General features: G+C 38.7%; 21 protein-coding genes, 1 tRNA gene and 1 pseudogene. 14 read left to right on the top strand and 9 right to left on the bottom strand.

Annotation, left to right across the window (positions count from 1 at the left end; translation table 11 throughout):
- Window positions 1–16 precede the first annotated feature (16 nt).
- Window positions 17–343 carry a 2Fe-2S iron-sulfur cluster-binding protein gene (locus tag IHV12_RS12365; RefSeq protein ID WP_137789531.1) on the bottom strand — a complete coding sequence of 109 codons (327 nt, stop codon included), beginning with the start codon at window positions 341–343 and terminating at the stop codon, window positions 17–19.
- Window positions 344–522: 179 nt separating this feature from the next.
- On the opposite strand from IHV12_RS12365, the gene IHV12_RS12360 reads away from it, so the two are divergent.
- From IHV12_RS12360 to IHV12_RS12345, 4 genes are all read left to right on the top strand, one after another.
- A complete protein-coding gene (locus tag IHV12_RS12360) occupies window positions 523–2,211 on the top strand; it encodes a formate--tetrahydrofolate ligase (RefSeq protein ID WP_197127868.1) in 1,689 nt (562 codons plus the stop codon).
- A 54-nt stretch (window positions 2,212–2,265) separates the two neighbouring features.
- Window positions 2,266–2,415 (top strand): YycC family protein, encoded by a 150-nt coding sequence (locus IHV12_RS12355; RefSeq protein ID WP_082861366.1) that lies wholly within the window; start codon window positions 2,266–2,268, stop codon window positions 2,413–2,415.
- A 79-nt stretch (window positions 2,416–2,494) separates the two neighbouring features.
- Window positions 2,495–3,355 carry a CvfB family protein gene (locus tag IHV12_RS12350; RefSeq protein WP_197127869.1) on the top strand — a complete coding sequence of 287 codons (861 nt, stop codon included), beginning with the start codon at window positions 2,495–2,497 and terminating at the stop codon, window positions 3,353–3,355.
- A gap of 186 nt (window positions 3,356–3,541) precedes the next feature.
- Entirely contained in the window at window positions 3,542–4,960 is a 1,419-nt protein-coding gene (locus IHV12_RS12345; RefSeq protein WP_197191339.1) for an amino acid permease, read from the top strand.
- Between the two features lie 180 nt (window positions 4,961–5,140).
- Here IHV12_RS12345 and IHV12_RS12340 read toward each other — a convergent pair whose 3' ends face one another.
- Both IHV12_RS12340 and IHV12_RS12335 read right to left on the bottom strand, forming a co-directional pair.
- Window positions 5,141–6,682, bottom strand: a complete 1,542-nt coding sequence (locus IHV12_RS12340; protein ID WP_197127870.1) for a solute symporter family protein — start codon at window positions 6,680–6,682, stop codon at window positions 5,141–5,143.
- Window positions 6,679–7,014 (bottom strand): DUF485 domain-containing protein, encoded by a 336-nt coding sequence (locus IHV12_RS12335; protein WP_197191077.1) that lies wholly within the window; start codon window positions 7,012–7,014, stop codon window positions 6,679–6,681. Before IHV12_RS12335 ends, IHV12_RS12340 begins: the two co-directional genes overlap by 4 nt.
- 209 nt (window positions 7,015–7,223) lie before the next feature.
- On the opposite strand from IHV12_RS12335, the gene IHV12_RS12330 reads away from it, so the two are divergent.
- Window positions 7,224–7,904 (top strand): MgtC/SapB family protein, encoded by a 681-nt coding sequence (locus tag IHV12_RS12330; protein WP_197127872.1) that lies wholly within the window; start codon window positions 7,224–7,226, stop codon window positions 7,902–7,904.
- Window positions 7,905–8,227: 323 nt separating this feature from the next.
- Window positions 8,228–8,416 (top strand): isochorismatase family protein, encoded by a 189-nt coding sequence (locus IHV12_RS22690; RefSeq protein ID WP_231620730.1) that lies wholly within the window; start codon window positions 8,228–8,230, stop codon window positions 8,414–8,416.
- A 30-nt stretch (window positions 8,417–8,446) separates the two neighbouring features.
- Here IHV12_RS22690 and IHV12_RS12320 read toward each other — a convergent pair whose 3' ends face one another.
- On the bottom strand, window positions 8,447–9,511 hold the full coding sequence (locus tag IHV12_RS12320) for an SDR family oxidoreductase (protein WP_197191076.1): 1,065 nt from the start codon (window positions 9,509–9,511) through the stop codon (window positions 8,447–8,449).
- Between the two features lie 60 nt (window positions 9,512–9,571).
- Here IHV12_RS12320 and IHV12_RS12315 point away from each other — a divergent pair, with 60 nt between their 5' ends.
- Window positions 9,572–10,243: an NAD(P)H-binding protein gene (locus IHV12_RS12315; protein ID WP_197191075.1), complete on the top strand. Its 672-nt coding sequence runs from the start codon at window positions 9,572–9,574 to the stop codon at window positions 10,241–10,243.
- 60 nt (window positions 10,244–10,303) lie between these two features.
- A complete protein-coding gene (locus IHV12_RS12310) occupies window positions 10,304–10,732 on the top strand; it encodes a BrxA/BrxB family bacilliredoxin (protein WP_197127875.1) in 429 nt (142 codons plus the stop codon).
- Window positions 10,733–10,896: 164 nt separating this feature from the next.
- Here the strand turns inward: IHV12_RS12310 and IHV12_RS12305 are convergent.
- From IHV12_RS12305 to IHV12_RS12295, 3 genes and pseudogenes are all read right to left on the bottom strand, one after another.
- Window positions 10,897–11,010, bottom strand: a pseudogene (locus tag IHV12_RS12305) (YjcZ family sporulation protein); the annotation flags it as partial.
- Window positions 11,011–11,317: 307 nt separating this feature from the next.
- On the bottom strand, window positions 11,318–11,905 hold the full coding sequence (plsY, locus tag IHV12_RS12300) for a glycerol-3-phosphate 1-O-acyltransferase PlsY (protein WP_197127876.1): 588 nt from the start codon (window positions 11,903–11,905) through the stop codon (window positions 11,318–11,320).
- Between the two features lie 89 nt (window positions 11,906–11,994).
- Window positions 11,995–14,181, bottom strand: a complete 2,187-nt coding sequence (locus IHV12_RS12295; protein ID WP_197191074.1) for an MMPL family transporter — start codon at window positions 14,179–14,181, stop codon at window positions 11,995–11,997.
- A gap of 145 nt (window positions 14,182–14,326) precedes the next feature.
- On the opposite strand from IHV12_RS12295, the gene IHV12_RS12290 reads away from it, so the two are divergent.
- Complete coding sequence (locus IHV12_RS12290; RefSeq protein WP_197191073.1) at window positions 14,327–15,091, top strand: class I SAM-dependent methyltransferase; 765 nt, start codon at window positions 14,327–14,329, stop codon at window positions 15,089–15,091.
- Window positions 15,092–15,124: 33 nt separating this feature from the next.
- Window positions 15,125–16,147 carry a low-specificity L-threonine aldolase gene (gene ltaE, locus IHV12_RS12285; protein ID WP_197191072.1) on the top strand — a complete coding sequence of 341 codons (1,023 nt, stop codon included), beginning with the start codon at window positions 15,125–15,127 and terminating at the stop codon, window positions 16,145–16,147.
- Between the two features lie 220 nt (window positions 16,148–16,367).
- On the opposite strand, the gene IHV12_RS12280 is transcribed toward ltaE, so the two are convergent.
- Both IHV12_RS12280 and IHV12_RS12275 read right to left on the bottom strand, forming a co-directional pair.
- Window positions 16,368–17,822, bottom strand: coding sequence for an amidase family protein (locus tag IHV12_RS12280; protein WP_197191071.1), 1,455 nt, complete (start codon window positions 17,820–17,822; stop codon window positions 16,368–16,370).
- Between the two features lie 139 nt (window positions 17,823–17,961).
- On the bottom strand, window positions 17,962–18,702 hold the full coding sequence (locus IHV12_RS12275; protein ID WP_197191070.1) for a DUF6081 family protein: 741 nt from the start codon (window positions 18,700–18,702) through the stop codon (window positions 17,962–17,964).
- A gap of 188 nt (window positions 18,703–18,890) precedes the next feature.
- Between IHV12_RS12275 and IHV12_RS12270 the strand changes: the two genes are divergently transcribed.
- The 4 genes from IHV12_RS12270 to IHV12_RS12255 all read left to right on the top strand — a co-directional run bounded on the left by IHV12_RS12270 (window position 18,891) and on the right by IHV12_RS12255 (window position 20,847).
- Window positions 18,891–19,175: a hypothetical protein gene (locus IHV12_RS12270; protein ID WP_197127882.1), complete on the top strand. Its 285-nt coding sequence runs from the start codon at window positions 18,891–18,893 to the stop codon at window positions 19,173–19,175.
- Between the two features lie 99 nt (window positions 19,176–19,274).
- Window positions 19,275–19,649, top strand: a complete 375-nt coding sequence (locus IHV12_RS12265; RefSeq protein ID WP_197127883.1) for a DUF2203 domain-containing protein — start codon at window positions 19,275–19,277, stop codon at window positions 19,647–19,649.
- A gap of 79 nt (window positions 19,650–19,728) precedes the next feature.
- A tRNA-Arg gene (locus IHV12_RS12260) sits at window positions 19,729–19,803 on the top strand.
- A gap of 135 nt (window positions 19,804–19,938) precedes the next feature.
- The gene (locus tag IHV12_RS12255) at window positions 19,939–20,847 is read left to right on the top strand and encodes a rhodanese-related sulfurtransferase (protein WP_197128236.1); all 909 of its coding nucleotides are present in this window, start codon (window positions 19,939–19,941) and stop codon (window positions 20,845–20,847) included.
- The last annotated feature ends 100 nt before the right edge of the window (window positions 20,848–20,947 follow it).

Raw genomic sequence — 20,947 nt, 5'->3', positions numbered from 1 at the left:
TTATTTAGAATCTAGACTAACACTCTTCTGCTGGTCGAGGTCCAGCGTCTAATCCTTCTGATGTTACTGTAAGAACTGGATTGATCGATGCATCTTCACTCACACAAATCTGGCAAGACAACCTTACATTACCTGATAGACCCTTCGTAGCGATAATATTAGCTTCATTCTCACCGATCGGTCCTAGATCTCCTGACAATACTTCCACTCGGCATGTTGTACATTTCGCTTTGCCTCCACAGCGGTGAAGAATGTCAATTCCGTTGTCTTCAAGTGCATTTACAAGTTTTTTTCCATTTTCAATCTCATATGTACCAAATCCACGTACATCAATTTTTGCCATTTTACCTGCCTCCTTAAAATTAACACTTAGTATTTCTTTCCATTCTTATTATACGATAACCTCTTAGCAAGTAAACTACATGATTAGAAGTTGTAATAGAAAAACTAATCGCATCACATACTTGTTTCATATACAATAGAGAGTGGAGTCAATTACATATGATGGAGGGTTAAATCAACATGCTAGAAAAGGTTACGTTCAAAAGTGATATCGAGATTGCCCAATCAGCGAAAATGCTTCGAATCGAAGAAATTGTAGGACAACTAGGAATTGAAGAAGATGATTGGGAGCCTTATGGAAGATACAAAGGAAAGCTATCATTAGATCTGTTTCAAAAACTTCAGAATGTTGAAGATGGAAAAGTCGTCTTAGTAACAGCAATTAGTCCAACACCAGCTGGAGAGGGCAAGTCTACGGTAACCGTGGGGCTTGGACAAGCACTCAATCGTGTTGGAAAGAAAACGATTATCGCTTTACGTGAACCATCACTTGGCCCTAGCATGGGTATTAAAGGTGGTGCAGCAGGTGGAGGATACTCTCAAGTGATGCCGATGGAAGATATTAATCTTCACTTCACAGGAGACCTGCATGCCATAACAACTGCTAATAACGCATTAGCAGCATTGATCGATAACCATATACACCAAGGAAATGAATTGAACATAGATCCGCGCCGAATCGTTTGGAAGCGTGCATTAGATATGAATGATCGAGCATTAAGAAAGATCGTCATCGGCTTAGGCGGACCCGTTCAAGGTGTTCCACGAGAGGATGGATTCGATATTACGGTTGCATCAGAAGTGATGGCGATCTTCTGTTTGGCAAATGACCTAGAAGACTTGAAAATGAGACTTTCTAAGATGGTAGTGGCGTTTGATTACGACAATCAACCCGTTACCGCCGGACATCTGAATGCTCATGGAGCACTTACATTACTTTTAAAAGATGCGATTCGCCCGAATATTGTACAAACATTAGAAAACACGCCAGCACTTGTACATGGTGGCCCTTTTGCAAACATTGCTCATGGCTGTAACAGTGTTATCGCGACAAAGCTAGCTTCTAAACTCGGTGAGATGGTCGTAACAGAAGCAGGATTCGGGGCTGACCTTGGAGCGGAGAAGTTCTTAGATATTAAAGCGCGATATGCGGGTATCCATCCAAGTGCAGTTGTTATTGTTGCTACAGTAAGAGCACTTAAGATGCATGGAGGTCTTGCAAAAGAATATTTGAAGAACCCGGACTTAGATGCTCTTCAAAAAGGGATGCCAAACCTTGAGAAACATTTAGAAACATTGAAAGAATTTGGGGTACCTGTTGTTGTTGCGATCAACAAATTTGTGACGGACACGGACGAAGAGGTCGCTTTCATAAAAGATTGGTGCAATAGAAAAGGTGTTGCTGCCGAAGAAGCTGATGTTTGGGCTAAAGGCGGACAAGGTGGAGAGGCATTGGCGAATAGAGTGTTGGAAACCATTGAAACAGAAGCGAATAACTACAAACCTCTTTATGAACTGAACGTTTCTTTACAGGAAAAAATAGAGACGATCTGTAAAAAAGTGTACGGAGCAGGAGAAGTACAGTTCTCACCCAAAGCTGTAAAGCAAATGAAGCAGTACACTGATTTCGGATGGGATCAATTACCTGTATGTATGGCTAAGACTCAATATTCATTCTCAGATGATCCAAAAAAACTCGGTCGTCCAGAAAACTTTACGATTACGATTAGAGAACTTAAACCGTCGATTGGAGCTGGGTTCATCGTTGCTCTTACAGGTGATGTCATGACGATGCCAGGACTTCCAAAAGTACCTGCAGCAAACAACATGGATGTATCAGAAGACGGGAAAGCAGTAGGACTATTTTAAGAAATAGTGTAAAGTAGCCTTATAAACTGCTATACTTCTGTAGGAGGGATGCATATGAAACCATTACAACTTTCAGCTGATACTGCGGTGAAATTAGCAAAAGCGCTAAACGTGCCTCTTGAACAGTTGATGCATATGCCTCAGCATATTTTAGTAAAAAAGCTGATGGAATTGGAAGCATCCAAAGAAAATAAGGATGAATAATTAAGAACAAGAAGGCGAAAACCTACTATGTAGGTTTTTTCTTTTTTATTATCTATCTTTTAAAAAAAGGAATGAAAATATGGATACAAAAAAACCTGGTTTAGTGTATACACTTAAAGTTGTTCGGATTTCTGATCTAGGCTATGTTTTAGATCTTGAAGATGGGAAAGAAGTTCTTTTACATCGATCTGAAGCAAAGAGCAAACATGAAGAAGGAAACATGGTAGAAGTCTTTTTATATCAAGATCACGAAGGCAGACTTGCTGCGACAGAAACTATTCCAAAAGTTCGTCTCGATTCATTAGCTTGGCTAGAAGTAGCAGGTGTGAATCGGAAGTTAGGGGTATTTCTTCATATCGGCATTAAGAAAGATATTCTCTTATCAAAAGACGATCTTCCAGAATCATGGGATGAATGGCCGCATCTTGGTGACCGTGTATATTCAGGCATGAAATTAGATAAAAAAGGCCGAATCTTTGCTGACTTAGCTACAGAAGAAGAGATGGTAGAACAAGCAGAAGCGGCAACAGAAGAAATGTTTAATCAACAAACTTCAGGATATGTTTATAAGATTAATGAAGCGGGTGTACTTCTGTTCACTGAGTCACAGCACATCGGATTCATTCATAACGATGAGTTAAAGGTTAAGCCTCGTCTTGGTCAGAAGCTAGGAGCTCGTGTAGCGTTCGTTCGAGAAGATGGAAGAATGAACTTATCGATGAGAGCTAGAAAAGAAATTGCCTATAGTGAGGATTCTGAACGCATCTATCAATATTTAAGAGAAAACAAAGGACAGATGCCTCTAACAGATAAGTCATCTCCAGAAGAGATCAAAGAGACTTTTCAGATGAGTAAAGCTGCATTCAAACGAGCTCTTGGTAAACTTATGAAAGAAGAAAAAATCGTTCAAGAAGACGGAAAAACATATCTTCAAATCTAAGGGGAAAGGCCTGATAATCAGGCTTTTTTTCTTTTTGAGGGGTATTTTCTATATATATATGCTTATATTTTTTATCACTAATTTTTTTATTTTCGATTCTTACTTTTCATATAGCCTTTCTAATCCATATAACAACAGGATTTGCAATGTCCTTCATTGGGTAAAATAAGCCTAGAGGAAGGTGGAATTACTTTGAAAAGAAATCTGGGCTTTTGGGTTTTAACAGCGCTTGTAGTAGGAAATATGGTAGGATCGGGTATTTTCATGTTGCCACGATCATTAGCAGAAGTAGCTAGTCCATCTGGTGTATTAACAGCCTGGGTGATTACAGGTTTTGGTGTATTGATGACAGCTCTTGTATTCGGAAATTTGAGTTTAAGAAAGCCAGAGTTAAATGGAGGGCCACAAAACTATGCGAAAGCTTTGTTCAAACAAGATTCGCAATCATCACTATTAGCCGGGTACCTTGTAAGCTGGGGATATTGGGTAGCTAATTGGTCAGGTAATGTGGCGATCATCACTACGTTTGCAAGTTATCTTTCTACCTTTTTCCCTGTTATGACGAACGGAACAATTTTATTTACTGTGATGGGTACATCTGTGAAACTAGGAGGAGTCATCACCTTTATTATCTGTTCCATTCTTTTATGGAGCGTTCACTTTTTGATTCTTAACGGTATTGAGGGAGCAGGGAAGGTAAACTTTATAGCTACTTTAGCTAAAGTTTTAGGATTCTTACTATTTATACTAGCATGTCTATTTGCGTTCCAAAGCAGCAATCTCGTCCCTTTTTATGAGCCGATCGAGAGTGAAGGCGGTGTTACTTCTGGTTTTCTATCACAGATAAATAATGCTGCAATCGCAACATTATGGGCATTTGTAGGAGTAGAATCTGCAGTTGTTTTTGCAACACGTGCTAAAAAGAAAAGCGATGTAAAAAAAGCGACAATCCTAGGACTTTTAATAGCACTTGCTTTATATCTAAGTATTACATTGCTAGTTATGGGAACACTGCAGCAACAGGAATTGATCAACTCTCAAAAACCTCTAGTTGATTCGTTAATGGCAGCTATCGGGCCTTCTGGAAGTATGATCATGGCTGCCTTAGGAGTGATCTCATTATTGGGAGCAACTGTAGGTTGGGTTTTACTTTCTGCAGAAGTCCCTTTTCAGGCAGCACAGCAACGAATGTTCATAACAAACTTTTTGAAAGAAAACAAAAAAGGCGCACCCTTTTTCTCTCTTTGGATCACGAACCTATGCACACAGCTTTTCTTGTTTTCTGTGATTTCTCAATCGATGGCATCTGCTTTTGATTTTATGATTTTTATAGCAACATTAGCTTTTCTAGTACCATATTTGTTCGCGTCTCTTTATCAGTTGAAGCTCGTTATGAGAGGAGAGACGTATGAAAAATCAGGAAGAAATCGAACAACAGATGGGATCATTGCAGCAGTAGCTGCCATTTATTCGTTGTGGGTCATCTATGCTGGTACCGCAGATATCAAAACCTTCTTGTTCGGAATCGCTTTACTGGCATCAGGGATCTTATTTTATCCCTTTGTTCCAAAACAATCTGAATCCATCAAAAAACCGGCTGATTAATAGCCGGTTTTTTTGATAAAGCGTTTTCTAATAGATTGTACTTTTAAGTCTTTTTATTTACTTCTTAGACTTTTGATTGTAGTGGAAGGATCGAGACGCCTGCCCCACGGAAAGCGAGCATCTGAAACGGAAATCAATACTTTCAATAGCAACAATGAATACAAAAACAGCCTTTTATCATCAAGCACCTTTACGAAGGCCGGACCCTGTATTTGCTTTTACTAAAATTTCATTAAACTTATCAACGTCTGATGGTTTAGTAAGCAACGTTCCGATGATAGCGCCTAAGAACCCTAGTGGTATGGAAACAATCCCTGGATTAGCAAGTGGAAAGATGGCTTCCCCCGTAAGAATTGCCGCTCCTTCTACAGGAGACCATACACTTGGTGAGATCATAACCAAAACAAGTGAACTAATGAGTCCTACTAACATTCCCGTCACGGCTCCTGCTGTATTAAAGCGCTTCCAAAAAATTGTTAAAAGAATGATTGGAAGATTCGCGCTAGCTGCTACAGCAAAGGCGAGAGAGACTAAGAAAGCGACGTTTAGTTTTTGTGCGAACAATGCCAGTATGATGGAGATGATCGCTACCCCTACTGAAGCCCATTTTGCGGCTTTCATCTGTTCTTTTTCTGTTGCATGACCTTTTCTGATGATATGTGTATAAAAGTCATGAGCAAAAGCAGAAGCTGCTGACAAAACCAAACCAGCTACGACAGCTAGGATGGTAGCGAACGCAACAGCAGAAACAAAAGCAAACAAAAACTCTCCTCCAAGTACTTCGGCTAACAGTGGAGCTGCCATATTTCCAGCTGCATTTGCAGCTACGATCTGATCTTGTCCTACAAAAGCTGCAGCACCAAATCCTAAAAAGATTGTCATGATGTAAAAAGCGCCAATCAACCAAGTCGCGTAAACAACCGATTTTCTAGCAGTAGGAGCATCTTTTACCGTAAAGAAACGGATAAGTATATGAGGAAGACCTGCAGTTCCTAAGACAAGTGCTAAGTTTAAAGAGATCGTATCAAGCGGATCTTTGAACTTATTACCGGGGTTCAAGAACGATTCGCCTAGTGGGGTGGCGTTTTTAACTTGATTGAACATTTCTGTAAAGCTGAAACCAAATTTTGCGAACACCATGACAGAGATGATAAACGTACCAAGCATCAATAGAATGGCTTTTACGATTTGTACCCATGATGTGGCTGTCATACCACCGAATACCACATAAACCGTCATCAATACTCCTACGATAAGTACCGAATATATGTACTCAATACCTAGTAATAGTTTGATAAGAGCACCAGCACCTACTAATTGAGCGACCATATAGAATGTTGAGATCGCCATCGTATTCAATGCCGCAACACCACGAACCTTCTTATCATTAAACCTCGCAGCAATCATATCAGCCATCGTATACTTCCCTAGATTACGAAGAGGCTCAGCTACTAAGAACAGCACGACCAAATATGCCACAAGAAAACCGATGCTATAAAAGAAGCCATCAAACCCAGATAATGCGATCGTGCCCGCAATACCGAGGAATGAAGCGGCCGACATATAATCTCCGGCGATTGCAAGACCATTCTGCATCCCGGTCAATCCACCGTCAGCTGTGTAGAAGTCACTCGTTGTTTTTGTTTTTTTAGAAGCAAAATAGGTTATGACTAAAGTAAGAGCAACGATTCCTAGAAACAAAGAAAATGCTGTACCATTCATGAGGAAGCCTCCTTGTCCATATCGGCTATCACTTTTTCAGCGAGTTCGTCAAACCGTTTCGCTCGTTTTGTATAAATCATACACAGAGCCCACGTCATGATAAACTGAGCGAAAGCAAAGATCCAAGCCCAGGTAATATCGCCGATCGCATTCTGATTCAGTACATTTGTATAAGCAGTTAGGATGGGAAGGCTGAAATAAAACAGTAAAAAAAACAGGGTCATTGGAAGGATGAAACGTTTTTTCTCAGCCATTAATTGCTGAAACTGATTCGTTTTAACGATTTCACTGTACCTTGAATGTTCGTAATTTTGCTGTTTTTTTGGTAACAATGCTTTTCCTCCTCTTATTAAAATGAATGAAATTAGTTCTCTATACCTCCTTTTACTGAATAATCTTTATTTTCTGATAAAATCAATTTCTATTATATACGGAGCAACGTCATGATTCAACGGGAATCGTTCTTGAAGTTAGAAGGATTTAATGGGATGATTTGCGTATTATTAAAAGAGGGCAAAAACAGGAGAGAGGTGTAAACATCATGAGTCTTGTCTTAGTAAAACTTGGAATGTCGGCATTCTTCGGGTTGATTATCGGTATAGAGAGGGAGTTGAAGAACAAACCCGTTGGTCTTAAAACGAGCCTTGTAATCTCCATCAGCAGTTGTTTGCTCACGATTGTTAGCATAGAATCTGCTAGACAATTTTCACTTCTATCTGGCCAAACAGTCATGGATCCTATGCGTTTAGCTGCTCAGATTGTTAGTGGGATTGGTTTTCTTGGAGCCGGTGTTATTTTAAGAAGAAGCAACGATGTCATTTCAGGACTAACAACTGCAGCTATGATATGGGGAGCATCTGGATTAGGAATTGCGGCAGGAGCTGGTTTTTATAAAGAGGCTGCTGCAGGTGCGTTTTTAATTCTTATCAGTGTGGAACTGATTCCTCTAATCATGAAATGGATCGGTCCAAAAGCATTAAGGCAGATTGACATCAAGTTGAAATTAGTCGTCAACCCAGATACGATAATGAGTGATGTTATGAAAGAAATCAATGAACTAAAAGTGAAAATCGTTAATGTTCGAATTAAGGACCTTGAGAATGACTACAAAAAAATGGAGATGGCAGCTTCCATCTACGAAAAAAGGTATACTACAGATCTTTATGATGATGTGAAAAAGATTGATGGTATCCGTAGTGTAGAAATTGAAACACTTGGTTAATCAGAGGGTCTTGTGAAAGAATGATGCTAAATTAACGTGTGGCAGACCCGGTCAGCAGATTCAATGTCGAGTTATAGAGTGAAAAGAGCAGTTTCTGCCGGAAGAAGGTTACGTTGTATTCTCAAATGATATACACGAAGAAACGATCGTTATGAACCTGAAAGTAAACTGTTTCCTCCTCTTATGGTGAATTGAACAAAGTATATGTTGATAATCAAAAAGACGAAGCAATCAAATTTATGGTTAGATAAGACGAGGTACAGCGCATTTGCTGGAACCGACTTGGAGATTAAACGGAGAGAAAAGGGATACTAGGGCTGTATTTGACAGGAGTTTGTACAGATATATGTGCACTACTTACTGCTGTGGATGCTTACAATAGAGGCTTCACGCTTGTCGTTCACAAAAACGCACTTTTAAAGTTTTTGAGCGTCTGGTCACGAAGGGGACTATCCCACTTTAAAGATACACTTGGTGCCAGTGTTGTCAGTAAGAATCATAATTCAGTATAAGAAAAGGGGTGACGAAGCACGTCACCCTTTTTAGTATCTTATTAAATTTTTATCTTTAGCATTGTTTTTATAATAGTGAACCATTGATCCTACATACTCTTCAAATGACCGACAAACGATGCCTGACCCTTCCAAGTCTTTTACGAGTTGTGAAGTATCATATATAGCATCATGAGAAAAATAAGATAGGGTTTCAAGTGGAACACCAAGCCACTTGGAAATGTAAGAAATGGATAAGCAACGTTCAGCTACTCTCAGGTTTAACGTCCAGCTTGGCTTTTTTCCTGATAGCTCTTGGCATAAAAGAGTATATGCTTTTTGTATGGAGGGTGAATCGGGACTAAGCACATGATACGTTTTGGATTCACCTACACGATCGTGCATGAGGAATAGAGAAGCCTCAATAATGAAATCCACTGGAACAAGGTGGATCTTAGAAGATGTTTTTCCTATATAGGGAATTGGGAACATAGCTAGCCGTTTTATAAACTGCATCATAAAATAGGGACCATCAAACTTGAGAGTTTCCCCTGTTTTTGAATCACCCACAATAATACCAGGTCGGATGATTGTAATCGGTAGTTGGTCCATCATATCACGAACAAGCACTTCAGCTTCGTGTTTTGTCTGTTCGTAATAGTTACGAAAACGATTAGGCATGCTTATGTCATTTTCCAAGATCAATCCTTTTTCATCCCCAGAAACGTAAGCGGTACTGAAATAACAAAAACGCTTTAGGTTAGGACATTTACTAACAAAAGTTAGGACGTTTTTTGTACCGATAACATTGCAGAGATGTGCAGGTTCATAAGCAATGGTCAGATCATAAAGAGCCGCAAGATGTACAGAATGTGTAATCCGTTCATTAAGTTCTAGGATCGTGTTAGAAGATAGTCCGAGATCTTGTTTTGTTATATCTCCTTCTATCAGAAAAACGTTATCGAGTTGTGGTGCTAATTTTCGTTCAGCTAGTTCACGTTCATGCTTTAGAATTAATAAATAGAACGTAGAAGAAGGGTACTTTTTTTGAAGAGCATCTACAAGCTTTGAAGCTATAAATCCAGGGTAACCGGTAATAAAATAAGTATGGTTCATCCATATACACCTCAGCTCATGGTAAGATAAGTTTATTAGTAGCAGAAAGGACCGTATGATATGAATAAGAAAACAGTAATTATAGCAGGCTCAAGCGGATTAGTAGGAAAAGAAGTTGTGAAGCAATTATTGACTGATCCTATGTGTAAAGAGATCATTCTGCTTGTTAGAAAGTCATCTGATATAAAGCATGAAAAGATAAAAGAAGTTATTTTTGATTTTACAGCAGCTGATTACGAGCTAGAACAAACAGAAGCGGATGTTATGTTCATCTGTATCGGAACGACGATGAATAAAGTAAAATCTAAGAAAGCATTTGAAGAAGTAGACCTACATATTCCAATTAAACTTGGAAGACTTGCTCATACGTTAAATATACAGCATGTTTCTGTAATTTCAGCTATGGGTGCTCATGCAAACTCTACGTTTTTTTACAATCGAGTAAAAGGTAGCATGGAATCTCAGTTGATCTCAATGAGCATTCCGACTTTGACGATTGTTAGACCGTCTTTATTAATAGGGGATCGGGAAGAGTTTAGGTTGGGAGAAAGATTTGCTGAAAAATTATATAAAGCTCTACCCTTTATATATCCTAATAAATATGAACCTATTGAAGCAAGCGCTGTTGCAAGAGCAATGATAAAAGAAGCTTTCAACGCTCATAACGAAACAGTGAAAATTCTAGAGAACAAGAAGATTCATGAGATAAGCAGAAACATTTTAAAAAGATAGACGGTTTACGTTATAATAACATTGTATGTAAATGAATCGTTTTCAGGAGGAATATATAATATGAATGCTTATGAAGAATATATGAAACAGATGGCTCAGCCGATGAGAGACGAACTAACACGTGCTGGATTTGAAGAATTAAAAACACCAGAAGAAGTGAATTATTTTATGCAAGAAACAGAAGGTACAGCACTAGTTGTTATCAACTCTGTTTGTGGATGTGCTGCTGGTCTTGCTCGTCCAGTCGCTGTTGCATCTATCAATCATACGGTAAAACCTGACCAATTTGTAACGGTTTTCGCTGGCCAAGATAAAGAAGCGACAGCTCAAATGAGAGAGTTTTTTGGGGAGATCCCACCATCTTCACCGTCGATGGCTGTATTAAAGGATGGAAAAGTCGTTCATTTTATTCATCGTCATAACATTGAAAATCATGCACCTGAAGAGATTCTTGAGAATCTTCTCGGAGCATATGATGAGCATTGTTAAATCACTACGTCTAGTATAAATGGATTTTTGAACATAAGAAAGAGAGAAGCTGATCTGCTTCTCTCTTTCTTTTTTTAAAATATGATGACTTAATGAGATGAGGATGAAGATGAAGATGAAGATTCGTCACATTCGTATTCTTCTTCTTCTTTACAATGAAACGCAGTAGCACCGATAATGATCAACAGGATGAATAGAACAACAATAATTAAAAAGCCGCATCCGTGTCCATAGCCACCATAGCCTCCGCCATGATAATCACCATGATGAATCGGCATGTTCGCTACCGGCTTCATGTTCATGTTCATATTGTCACCATAAGGCATATTCATTTTTTTATTTTCCATTTCAGTCCCTCCAAATATTTAAGTCTAGGTCAACGTCACATTACACCATATGACCGAAACACCTAAACGGACACGGACAAATGCGGAGTTTTTAGTGAAATCGCCTGTACTTTTTTAGGAGAAGAGCCTATTTTTCGACTTTTATCAGAAAACCATATGAAAAGGTATGAAGTAAACCTTGTCCATGTAGATCAATATGGAATAAAAAAAGAACCGTCCTTTTTTAAAAGAACGATTCCTAAATCCATTTAACTTTTGGCTCAGTTTTCTTAGCGATTCGTACAATGTTTTGTCTATGTCGATAGACTAAGAACAGTGTAAAACCGATTAAGATATACGTAGTCAGCCAATCACCTGCTATGAAGAAACTTAGTATTACAGAACCAACTCCAGCCATGATGGATGACAGAGAAACGTATTTACTTATGTATAATGTCAAAAAGAAAGTGAACAAGACGAGTACAAACAATAACGGTTGAGCGAATAATAAAACGCCACCAGAAGTAGCAACTGCTTTGCCGCCTTTGAATTTTGCGAACACAGGATAACAATGTCCGATTACAGCAGGTACTCCTGCGATAAGAGGATGAAGGTCAACATCCAGCAATATCGGTAGACTCGCAGCCAGTGTTCCTTTTAAAACATCTGCTGCAGAAACAATAAATCCAGCTTTCTTTCCTAGTGTTCTAAATGTGTTCGTACCGCCTAAGTTACCGCTTCCATGTTCTCTAATGTCAATGCCGTATCCTATTTTTCCAACTAAGAGTGCAAAGGGGATCGAGCCGAGTAAATAAGAAAGTAAAAGAATAATGATGATTTCAAACATATGAACACCCCTTAAATATGAGACTTGCTAATCTTATTATAGGATATAATGTACGGTTTTCCCACAATTACTTTTAAAAACGGCATCCCTTAAGAAAGGGTGCCGCTTTTATTTTTCTCTTTTTTCTTTATGAATGGCATCCACCAATTCCAGTCTCCTAGCAGTTTCATGAGCGAAGGAACGAAGACCATCCTCACGATGGTTGCATCAATAAATATGGCGAGTGCAATCGCTATACCAATCTGTTTCACAGGCATAACATTTGTAAAAGCAAATGATCCTGTGATTACGATCATGATTGCTGCAGCAGATGTAATGATTTTAGATGTGGAAGTTAATCCGAGTAACGTAGCACGATCATTATCGCCTGTCTCTTCATAGATCTCTTGTATTCTAGAGATCAAGAAGACTTCGTAATCCATACTGAGTCCAAAAACGATTCCAAAAGTGAAGACGGGAATCATCAGTCCGATATCAACAGGTTCCATAATGACACCGCTTTGGAAGATCCAAACAAGGATGCCGAATGTAGCGGATAAGCTAAGCATGTTCATAAAGATCGCTTTAATCGGAATAAAAACGGATCGGAATGCGATCATGAGAATGAAGAGTGTCGTAATAAGAACAATAGCTAACCCATAAGGCGCTTTTTCTATGATCTCATCAAAAATCTCCTGATTAAACTTCGTAACTCCACCGATTGTTATGGACAGACCTTCATGTTCTTTTTCCCATTTTTTAACGAACTGTTTCGCATCATCACCTGTCACATCAACTGATAAATAAGCCTTAATAACTGCAGTATCTTCATTGATAAAAGGTTTCAGAACAGGGGAGAACTGCTGTTTACCTTGATCGGTCTGCAGGGCTTGGAAGAGCTCTGACCCGTTTAATTGATTTGTGTAAGTAAAAACAGATTCGGTTTTATTTACTTCTTTTTCACTTTGAAGATCATTTGTTAGTTTTTCAAGAGCTACGAGTGAACCTTCGTCTGTAAGAAATGATTTCTTAGATTCAGCTACTAATGTTACGGGATATAACTCATCTTCGCCGAACGTTTTTTCGAATTTTTCAAACGCAAGTCTTGATTCGTAATCTGGTGGCAGTGCGTCCGCTTCTGGTATGGATAGTTTCATGTCTTTCACGGGTGTAACAGATAAACCGAGTGCAAGAGCGGCGACTACAGCCATGATGATAGGTCGTTTCATAACAAAAGCAGCAAAGGTATGCCAAACCGATTTACTGTTCTCTTTCGTCTTAAATAATTTTAAAGCGTTCACTCGCTGTCCTAGAACTGCTAACATGGCGGGTAAGAACGTAATAGCATTTAGAACCGAGAGGACGACAACAACCATGCCCCCGATCGCAACGGTTTTAAAAATATCAATATCGATCAACAGCATGCCGGATAGCCCTAAGAACACACATAAACCTGAGAAGGCAATAGAACGGCCAGCCGTTTGTACAGAAATTATAGTAGCCTTTTCGATACCGCGATGAAGCTCTTCACGAAAACGGTTGACTAGTAAAAGAGCAAAGTCTATTCCTAACGCAAGACCGATCATTGGAACAACATTAAGTAAAAAAATGCTCACATTGGTTGTCTGTCCGTAAAAATAGAGAAGGCCAAGTGAACTTGCAACCGAGATCAAACCGACAATGATTGGTAAACCTGCTGCGATTAAACCGCCGAAAGCGAGGAGAAGAATGATTAGAGCCGCAGGTATTCCGATCGCCTCTGCTCTAGCGAGATCATGTTGGCTTGCAGTATTCATATCTTCAGCAATCACGGGTCCACCTGTTAAAGAAACAGAGATATCTTTGTCTTCTGGCAACCGATCTCTTATTTGATCAATAGACGTTTTAAGGTCTCCGAAACTTTTATCAAACTGAACAGAAGCAAAAGAAACGTTCTCTTTAATCGTTTTGTCAGGAACATCATAAGGACTTTGAATAGCAACAACGTCTTGGACGCCGTCCATTTTCTTGATCGAACTCAATACAAAAGCCTTATACTCAGGATCTTCAGGAGCATATTTTTTAGAATCAAAGACAAGCATCACGGAGGATTTTGGTTGATCAAACTTATCCTGAAGAATATTTTCTACTTTTGCGAAAGATCCATCCATTTCAAACCCGCTGCCGCTTAAGATCGAAGGAAGTTTAACAGCATAAAAGCCTAAGAGAATGGTAGTTAGAACCCAAAATGTTATAATAAGCTTACGAAAACGGTATGTAAAATTTCCTAAGGTTTGAAACGATAAACCCTTTTTCATTATTGGAGCCTCCTCATACTTCTATCTTCCCATATTTTAGGTTTGTTCCATGAGATATGCAAATGATACGTGATTCTACTTGCAGGTTTATAGGAGACAGAGGATTAATAGGAATCGTACATAATAAAACAGACAGGTGAAAACAATGATCATTACGACAGCTGGTAAAAATGCAACACGATTAAAAAACAAAGCGCAAGAAGTTGCCGTCTCGATTGACGGGATGTTTGTGGATAGAGATAGCCACTCTATCTCTTCAATCATTAGGAAATATAATGACCATGTTCTTATGATCGGAGTGGACAAAATCTCGTATCATCCAAAAGACGACAGCACACCGTTCTTTTTTCATCCGAATTCTTCTATGTTTCGCGTTAAACAGATTCTTCGAGGAGAGAAAGATGCTTTTATAGAAGCGTCGCAGCTCAAAGAGGGAATGAAAATCTTAGATTGCACGTTGGGACTAGCATCTGATGCGATCGTTGCTAGTTTGGTAACGGGTAGAAGAGGGGCTGTAGTTGGAGTGGAGAGTAGTAGAGCCATTTCATTTGTCGTGAAGAGCGGTCTTCAAGTGTGGGAGTCCAACTCTAAAGAAATGAATGACGCGATGAGAAGAATTGATGTGGTACATGAAAATCATTATGATTTTCTAAAAAAACAGCACGACAACAGTTTTGATGTGGTCTATTTTGATCCGATGTTTGAATCCACAATCTCATCTCCTGGTATACAGGGATTAAAGAGCAGTGCGGATTACGGAGAGCTTACCGACACAATCATTAAAGAAGCAAAAAGAGTAGCGTCCGAACGAGTCGTGATGAAAGATAATAAAAGCAGTACGAAGTTTAACGACTTGGGATTTTCTGTGATTAAACGAAATGCTAGTTTTTTATATGGTGTGATTGAATGATAAAAGATACGAAAAAACCGGATGAGGTGGAGTATGATTGATCTTAGAAGTGACACGTTAACACAACCTACTAAAGAAATGAGAGACGCTATCTACACGGCTACAGTTGGTGATGATGTTTATGGAGAGGATCCAACAATCAATAAGCTTGAGAAGCTTGCCGCTGCGATCACTGGAAAAGAAGCTGCTTTGTTTGTAACAAGCGGAACACAAGGAAATCAATTGGCGGTGCTTGCTCAATGTTCACCCGGAGATGAGATCATCGTTGAATCAGAGTCTCATATATTCTTTTATGAAGGAGCAGCTATCTCTGCATTAGCAGGTGTTCAGCCAAGAGTAATAACAGGTGTTCGAGGAGAGATGGATCCTGCTTTAGTCAAACAAGCGATTCGTTCTGATGATATCCATTTTCCGGATACATCGCTGATTTGTCTCGAGAATACCCATAACCGTTCAGGTGGATCTGTTGTTTCGTTAGATAACATGAAGAGCATTTATGATGTGGCTAGAGATGCAGGTATTCCTGTCCACATCGATGGGGCGAGACTTTTTAATTCTGTCGTTGCAACGAACAAGAATGTGAAGGATTTTACCCAATACTGTGATTCTGTACAAATCTGTTTATCCAAAGGATTAGGCTCACCAGTGGGTTCCATTCTTGCAGGAGACAAAAAGTTTATCCAAAAAGCCCGTAAGTGGAGAAAACGTCTAGGCGGGGGAATGAGACAAGCTGGTTTCTTAGCGGCTAGTGGAATCATTTCATTAACAAAAATGGTCGACCGATTAGCTGAAGATCATGATAAAGCACGAAAGTTAGCAGGTGCCATTGAAGATATAAACGGGCTAGTATTAGTGAATAGACCTGATACTAATATAGTAATCGTCAATATTGAAAAAACAAAACAGAGAAATGAAGAGTTTTTAGAAAGACTAAAACAAGAGGGAGTTCTTGCCGTATCGTTCGGTGAAGGTCAGATCCGGTTAACAACGCATTATGATGTTAGTGATGCAGATATCGATCATGCAATCTCTGCATTAAAAGCAGTAGTAGGGTAATATAACGTATAGTTTTAACTGAAAAAAGAGCTGAAAATAGAAGGATGAGCCTCTTCAAGAAGGCTCATCCTTTGTTTTGTTATGGCAATCTTTATGAAAGCTTTGTCGCTTTTGGAAGTAGTTGATCTCCATTCCAATCAATAGACAAAGGAAAAACGACAATCATTTAGAAAAGAGAGTTATAAAGAAACATGTTGGCGAATTAAATCATTCGTGTGTATTAAAATACTACAGGAACTCTCTTGTGAGAAATCTGTTCGAAGACATAAGCTGTATGTATCAATTTTTTCTCGGAGTATGCTTCTCCAGTAAAGATAACACTAAGTGGTAACCCATCATCATCAAACCCAGAAGGAACTGAAATGGAAGGATATCCTGCTTTGGCAGGAATAGCATACCATACGTCATTTGGACTGATGAGAGCCGTTAAGTTATGTTTTTTAATAACAAGATCTATTCCTCTATTTTGCGTCATCTCAAGATCGTTTAATCTCGCATTAAGATATTCTGGACTCGTTAATGTTCCTTCAGTCATATTGCTATCTAACAACAGCTCTTGGTTGTGCTTTAAACACTTTTCCTTATTCTGTACATTAAAATCTATGACATCAGATAAAGAGGAGATCTTAATCTCTGATGAAACAGAACGTAAATAATGGTTAAGACCACTCTTGAACTCGTGTAAGAGCACTTTATAATCTGATTCATTATTCTCTAAAGGTGAGATCTGATCTAAATAAATAATTTCCCCACCTTCATCCTCAATGAGCTTTAATGCTTCATCGAAGACTGACCTTTGTGTATGATTTAAATGCTTAATGCAAAATTCGTAAGATACACCAAATCGTTTGCCTTTTAAAGTGGCTTGTTCTAATCCTTCTATATAGTTACAATGCTGTGGAGCGGACAATGTTGCAGCATCTAGTGGATCATTTCCCTGTATAGCTTCAAGGAGAATCGCAGCATCTTTAACATTTCGTGCCATGGGACCAGCCGTGTCTTGACTGATTGAAATCGGAATGATACCTGATCGAGAGACTAAACCAACAGTTGGTTTGATCCCAACGATATTATTATTTCCGGCGGGACATAGGATAGAGCCTGAAGTTTCAGTTCCTATGCTAAGTGCAGCAAAATTACTGGCGACAGCAGCAGCTGAGCCTGAACTAGATCCACTCACATCCAATACTCCTGGTCCATATGGATTAAGTACTTGTCCTCCTCGTGAACTAAAACCGTTAGGCATATCATATGCCATGAAGTTAGCCCACTCCGTCATATTTGCTTTTCCGATGATGACTGCACCAGCATCTCTCAACTTCTTAACGACATAAGCATCACTTTTGGCATAATGGTTCTCTAAAGCCAGAGAACCTGCACTCGTATGCATCTGATCGGCAGTGTCGATGTTATCTTTAATGATGACAGAAACACCGTGTAGAGGTCCTCGAACTTTGCCGTTCTGTCTTTCAAAATCCAAACTTTTCGCAATGAATAATACATCAGGGTTGATCTCTAATACGGAGTTGATCATAGGTCCTTGTTTATCGTAGTTAGAGATGCGATCAAGATAAAACATGACCAGTTCAACTGATGTTAAGTCACCGTTCTCAAAATAATGCTGTACCTTTTCAAGTGTGATCTCATTTAAATCCAACACAATATTTTGTGACATTTTGCCGCTTCCTCTCTTAATTACTCAATACTTATTATATAAAACTGTCGCAAAAAAAGGAATTTTCAAAGTATTTATAGAATAAATAAAAAAAGGCCCGCATCATGCAGACCTTTAAAGGATTTAGCCGATTTCTGTATTATTCACTTATCAATACTTTCATAGGTGACCATTCACCGATAATCCCTTGACCATGAAGGGATGTACTTCCTTCAGAAGATAGGTCTTTTTCGGTCATCAGTCCTAATGCTACCGTGAACTCATTGAATTTGATCGGCACGTGTTTTTCGGTTCGAACAATATTTCCGTTCACAGAGAATATAACCTCATCGCCTGAACGATTATATGTGATTTGGTATTTGTTCCATTCTCTTTGATTAAATTCTTGTTCTTCTTTAAAGATACAAAAGTATCTTGTTTTATCTGTCTCAGGTACGGAGACACCTGGAAATGGGAGTACGGCATAGACGCTAGCGTATTTATCGTTACCTGCAAAGAAATCAAGTGCTGCTCCTGTCGTAAAATCTAATAAGTTTACAGAAACAAAACCATCATACAGGTCATTTGCATTCGTTCCGATCGGACGTGAACGCATCTTCCACTGAAAAGTGACTGTTCCGTCTTGTGGCACTTTGATCGGTTCATTTGAATAATACATGTGTTTTGCATTATCTAAGAACTGAACAGAAGGGTGGGATTTAGTGAAAGGATTTACTCTCACATACAGTTCGTCATTTCTAACGATAACGACTGCCTCAGGCTCTCTAAACTCATGGAAGGATCCATCTGGAAGAGGGAAACCTCCGATCCTCCATGTTTCGGATTCAGACAGTATAGAATGGAAATTACCAAGTGTGATTTCATTTTGATGTTTTTTCATTAAACACAGCTCCTAGTTAATTGCTTATAAACATATTTAATCAAATTAAGATTGATGAGGCAAATGCAAGCTTTTCTATTAATACCCGTCCAAAAAAAACTAGTTTTCTAGGATGGACAAGTATAATTCAGAAAAAACTGAATAATAATGGTATTAAGAGCTCGCAAATTAAAGGGAGGGTGTTCTCTATGAAAACGGTATCTCAAATTAATTTACGAAAAGAAAAGGAAAAAACGTTCACAAGCGATGATAGAATTATGTTGTTTATAACAAAGTTCCATCTAAAATCAAAACGGGATAAATGGTTGACATTAAGGCTTCTGCTTAGAAGAGGATCTGTGGATTTAGTTGAGCAAATATTAATCAGCTCAGAATACAGAAGAGATTTTCCAGAATTACTTGAAGATGAAACAGTTAGAGATTTTTATTTAGACTTAAAGAATCCTAAGAAAGAAATATGTCTTACCGTTTAACCTTTTGGTGACCCAAAAGGTTTTCTTCTTGTCATTTTTGTGTGCAAAGTATTTATCATTTGATATAATACGAACAAGAAGATGAAGGAGTCCGATGTAATGAAGCGCTATACATTAGAAGAAGCCAACCAATTGCTTCCAGTCCTCTCAAAAGAGTTTGATTCTCTGCATAACTTACAAAGGGAGTTTGACTTGTGGTATGAATCTTTTCAGCAAGTCGAACCTCAGTTGAATGCAGAAGAAAAAGCTGCTTGGGAAAAAAGAATTCAATTCATGGAACTTGAAGCTGAAATGTTTATCTCAAATATTTTGTCTCATGGTGTATGGTTTGAAGATGCTTTTTCTTCTACACTCCATTTCCCAGCTATTTTAAATGGAGAAAAAGGTGTATTCAAATGGCATCCAGAAGAACCAGTCATTACTGTTTATGAGAGTATAGAAGAAAAAATGGATCTGCTTCATTTGGTAAATTAAGGTTTGTTTATTTAATTCATGTAAAAAATACTTGTTTTATTCTTTGAAAAAGCTTATGATATTATTCGTGACGTAATTAGCGCCTATAGTGAAATGGATATCACACGAGATTTCGGCTCTCGTATTCTGGGTTCGAATCCTGGTGGGCGCGCCACTTCCAATTAAATATCTCGAATATCGGTTAGACCGGTACTCACCACGGGGAAGGCTATTGGGACCGGTGGTTTTTTATTTGGCGTCGCAAAAATAAACTAACGTTGCAGGTTGGTGATTAATTGTGTCAGAAAAAATGAGAGTACTATTGTATTACAAGTATGTTCCGATCGATGATCCAGAGAGCTATAAAGACGAACATTTAAAGTTCTGTAAAGATCTAGGTCTTTTAGGAAGAATCATCGTTGCTCCTGAGGGAATCAATGGAACTGTGTCAGGAACGTATGAACAGACTCAAATCTATATGGATCATCTAAAAGCGGATCCGCGATTTGAAGATATTGTTTTTAAAATAGATGAAGTAGAAGAACATACATTTAAGAAGATGTTTGTTCGCCATAAGAAGGAACTAGTAACGTGGCGCTTTGAAGATGATGTTGACCCGAACCAGTTATCAGGTAAACGTTTATCTCCAAAAGAATTTTACGAAGCGCTCCAAGATGAAGATGTAATCGTAATTGATGGTCGTAACGACTATGAATATGAGATCGGACACTTTCGTGGTGCCATCCGTCCAGATGTAAAAGCTTCAAGAGACTTTCCAAAATGGGTACGCGAAAATATTAGCGAGTTTAAAGATAAAAAAGTGTTAACGTACTGTACAGGTGGAATCCGCTGTGAAAAGTTCTCAGGCTTTCTTCTTCAAGAAGGTTTTCAAGATGTATCACAGCTTGAAGGCGGAATCGTAACGTACGGTAAAGATGATGAAGTCCAAGGAAAGCTTTGGGATGGCAAACTTTATGTGTTTGATGAACGAATCTCTGTTCCCGTTAACCGTACAGAAGAAGATGTAGTGATCGCTACATGTTATTATTGCGGAAAGACAGAAGACCGTTACGTGAACTGTGCAAACCCAGAATGTAATAAACAACATGTTTGCTGTACGGAGTGTGAAGTGAAGCATAAGCGTTCTTGTTCGAAAGAATGTTTAGATCACCCGCGTAACCGTTATGAGACAGAACAAAAAGAACAACAAACTGTTTAAGCTACAAAGCCAGTGATAATACTGGCTTTTTTTATTTTCCTGTTTTAAAGTTAACGGTATATAGATGACTTTTTATTCAAAATGGAATGCAAAAACAGCG

Source organism: Fictibacillus sp. 7GRE50 (assembly GCF_015903875.1).
Classification (GTDB): Bacteria; Bacillota; Bacilli; order Bacillales; family Fictibacillaceae; genus Fictibacillus; species Fictibacillus phosphorivorans.
This window is presented reverse-complemented; position numbering and strand designations above follow the sequence as displayed.

Excerpts from the sequence above, each read along its gene's own strand:
- IHV12_RS12255 (WP_197128236.1), top strand. The coding sequence starts at position 19,939 with ATGAGAGTACTATTGTATTACAAGTATGTTCCGATCGATGATCCAGAG.
- IHV12_RS12350 (WP_197127869.1), top strand. The coding sequence starts at position 2,495 with ATGGATACAAAAAAACCTGGTTTAGTGTATACACTTAAAGTTGTTCGG.
- IHV12_RS12365 (WP_137789531.1), bottom strand. The coding sequence starts at position 343 with ATGGCAAAAATTGATGTACGTGGATTTGGTACATATGAGATTGAAAAT.
- IHV12_RS12265 (WP_197127883.1), top strand. The coding sequence starts at position 19,275 with ATGAAGCGCTATACATTAGAAGAAGCCAACCAATTGCTTCCAGTCCTC.
- IHV12_RS12355 (WP_082861366.1), top strand. The coding sequence starts at position 2,266 with ATGAAACCATTACAACTTTCAGCTGATACTGCGGTGAAATTAGCAAAA.
- IHV12_RS12330 (WP_197127872.1), top strand. The coding sequence starts at position 7,224 with ATGAGTCTTGTCTTAGTAAAACTTGGAATGTCGGCATTCTTCGGGTTG.
- plsY (WP_197127876.1), bottom strand. The coding sequence starts at position 11,905 with ATGTTTGAAATCATCATTATTCTTTTACTTTCTTATTTACTCGGCTCG.
- IHV12_RS12295 (WP_197191074.1), bottom strand. The coding sequence starts at position 14,181 with ATGAAAAAGGGTTTATCGTTTCAAACCTTAGGAAATTTTACATACCGT.
- IHV12_RS12270 (WP_197127882.1), top strand. The coding sequence starts at position 18,891 with ATGAAAACGGTATCTCAAATTAATTTACGAAAAGAAAAGGAAAAAACG.
- IHV12_RS12310 (WP_197127875.1), top strand. The coding sequence starts at position 10,304 with ATGAATGCTTATGAAGAATATATGAAACAGATGGCTCAGCCGATGAGA.
- IHV12_RS12320 (WP_197191076.1), bottom strand. The coding sequence starts at position 9,511 with ATGAACCATACTTATTTTATTACCGGTTACCCTGGATTTATAGCTTCA.
- IHV12_RS12275 (WP_197191070.1), bottom strand. The coding sequence starts at position 18,702 with ATGAAAAAACATCAAAATGAAATCACACTTGGTAATTTCCATTCTATA.
- IHV12_RS12315 (WP_197191075.1), top strand. The coding sequence starts at position 9,572 with ATGAATAAGAAAACAGTAATTATAGCAGGCTCAAGCGGATTAGTAGGA.
- IHV12_RS12340 (WP_197127870.1), bottom strand. The coding sequence starts at position 6,682 with ATGAATGGTACAGCATTTTCTTTGTTTCTAGGAATCGTTGCTCTTACT.
- IHV12_RS12360 (WP_197127868.1), top strand. The coding sequence starts at position 523 with ATGCTAGAAAAGGTTACGTTCAAAAGTGATATCGAGATTGCCCAATCA.
- IHV12_RS12290 (WP_197191073.1), top strand. The coding sequence starts at position 14,327 with ATGATCATTACGACAGCTGGTAAAAATGCAACACGATTAAAAAACAAA.
- ltaE (WP_197191072.1), top strand. The coding sequence starts at position 15,125 with ATGATTGATCTTAGAAGTGACACGTTAACACAACCTACTAAAGAAATG.
- IHV12_RS12280 (WP_197191071.1), bottom strand. The coding sequence starts at position 17,822 with ATGTCACAAAATATTGTGTTGGATTTAAATGAGATCACACTTGAAAAG.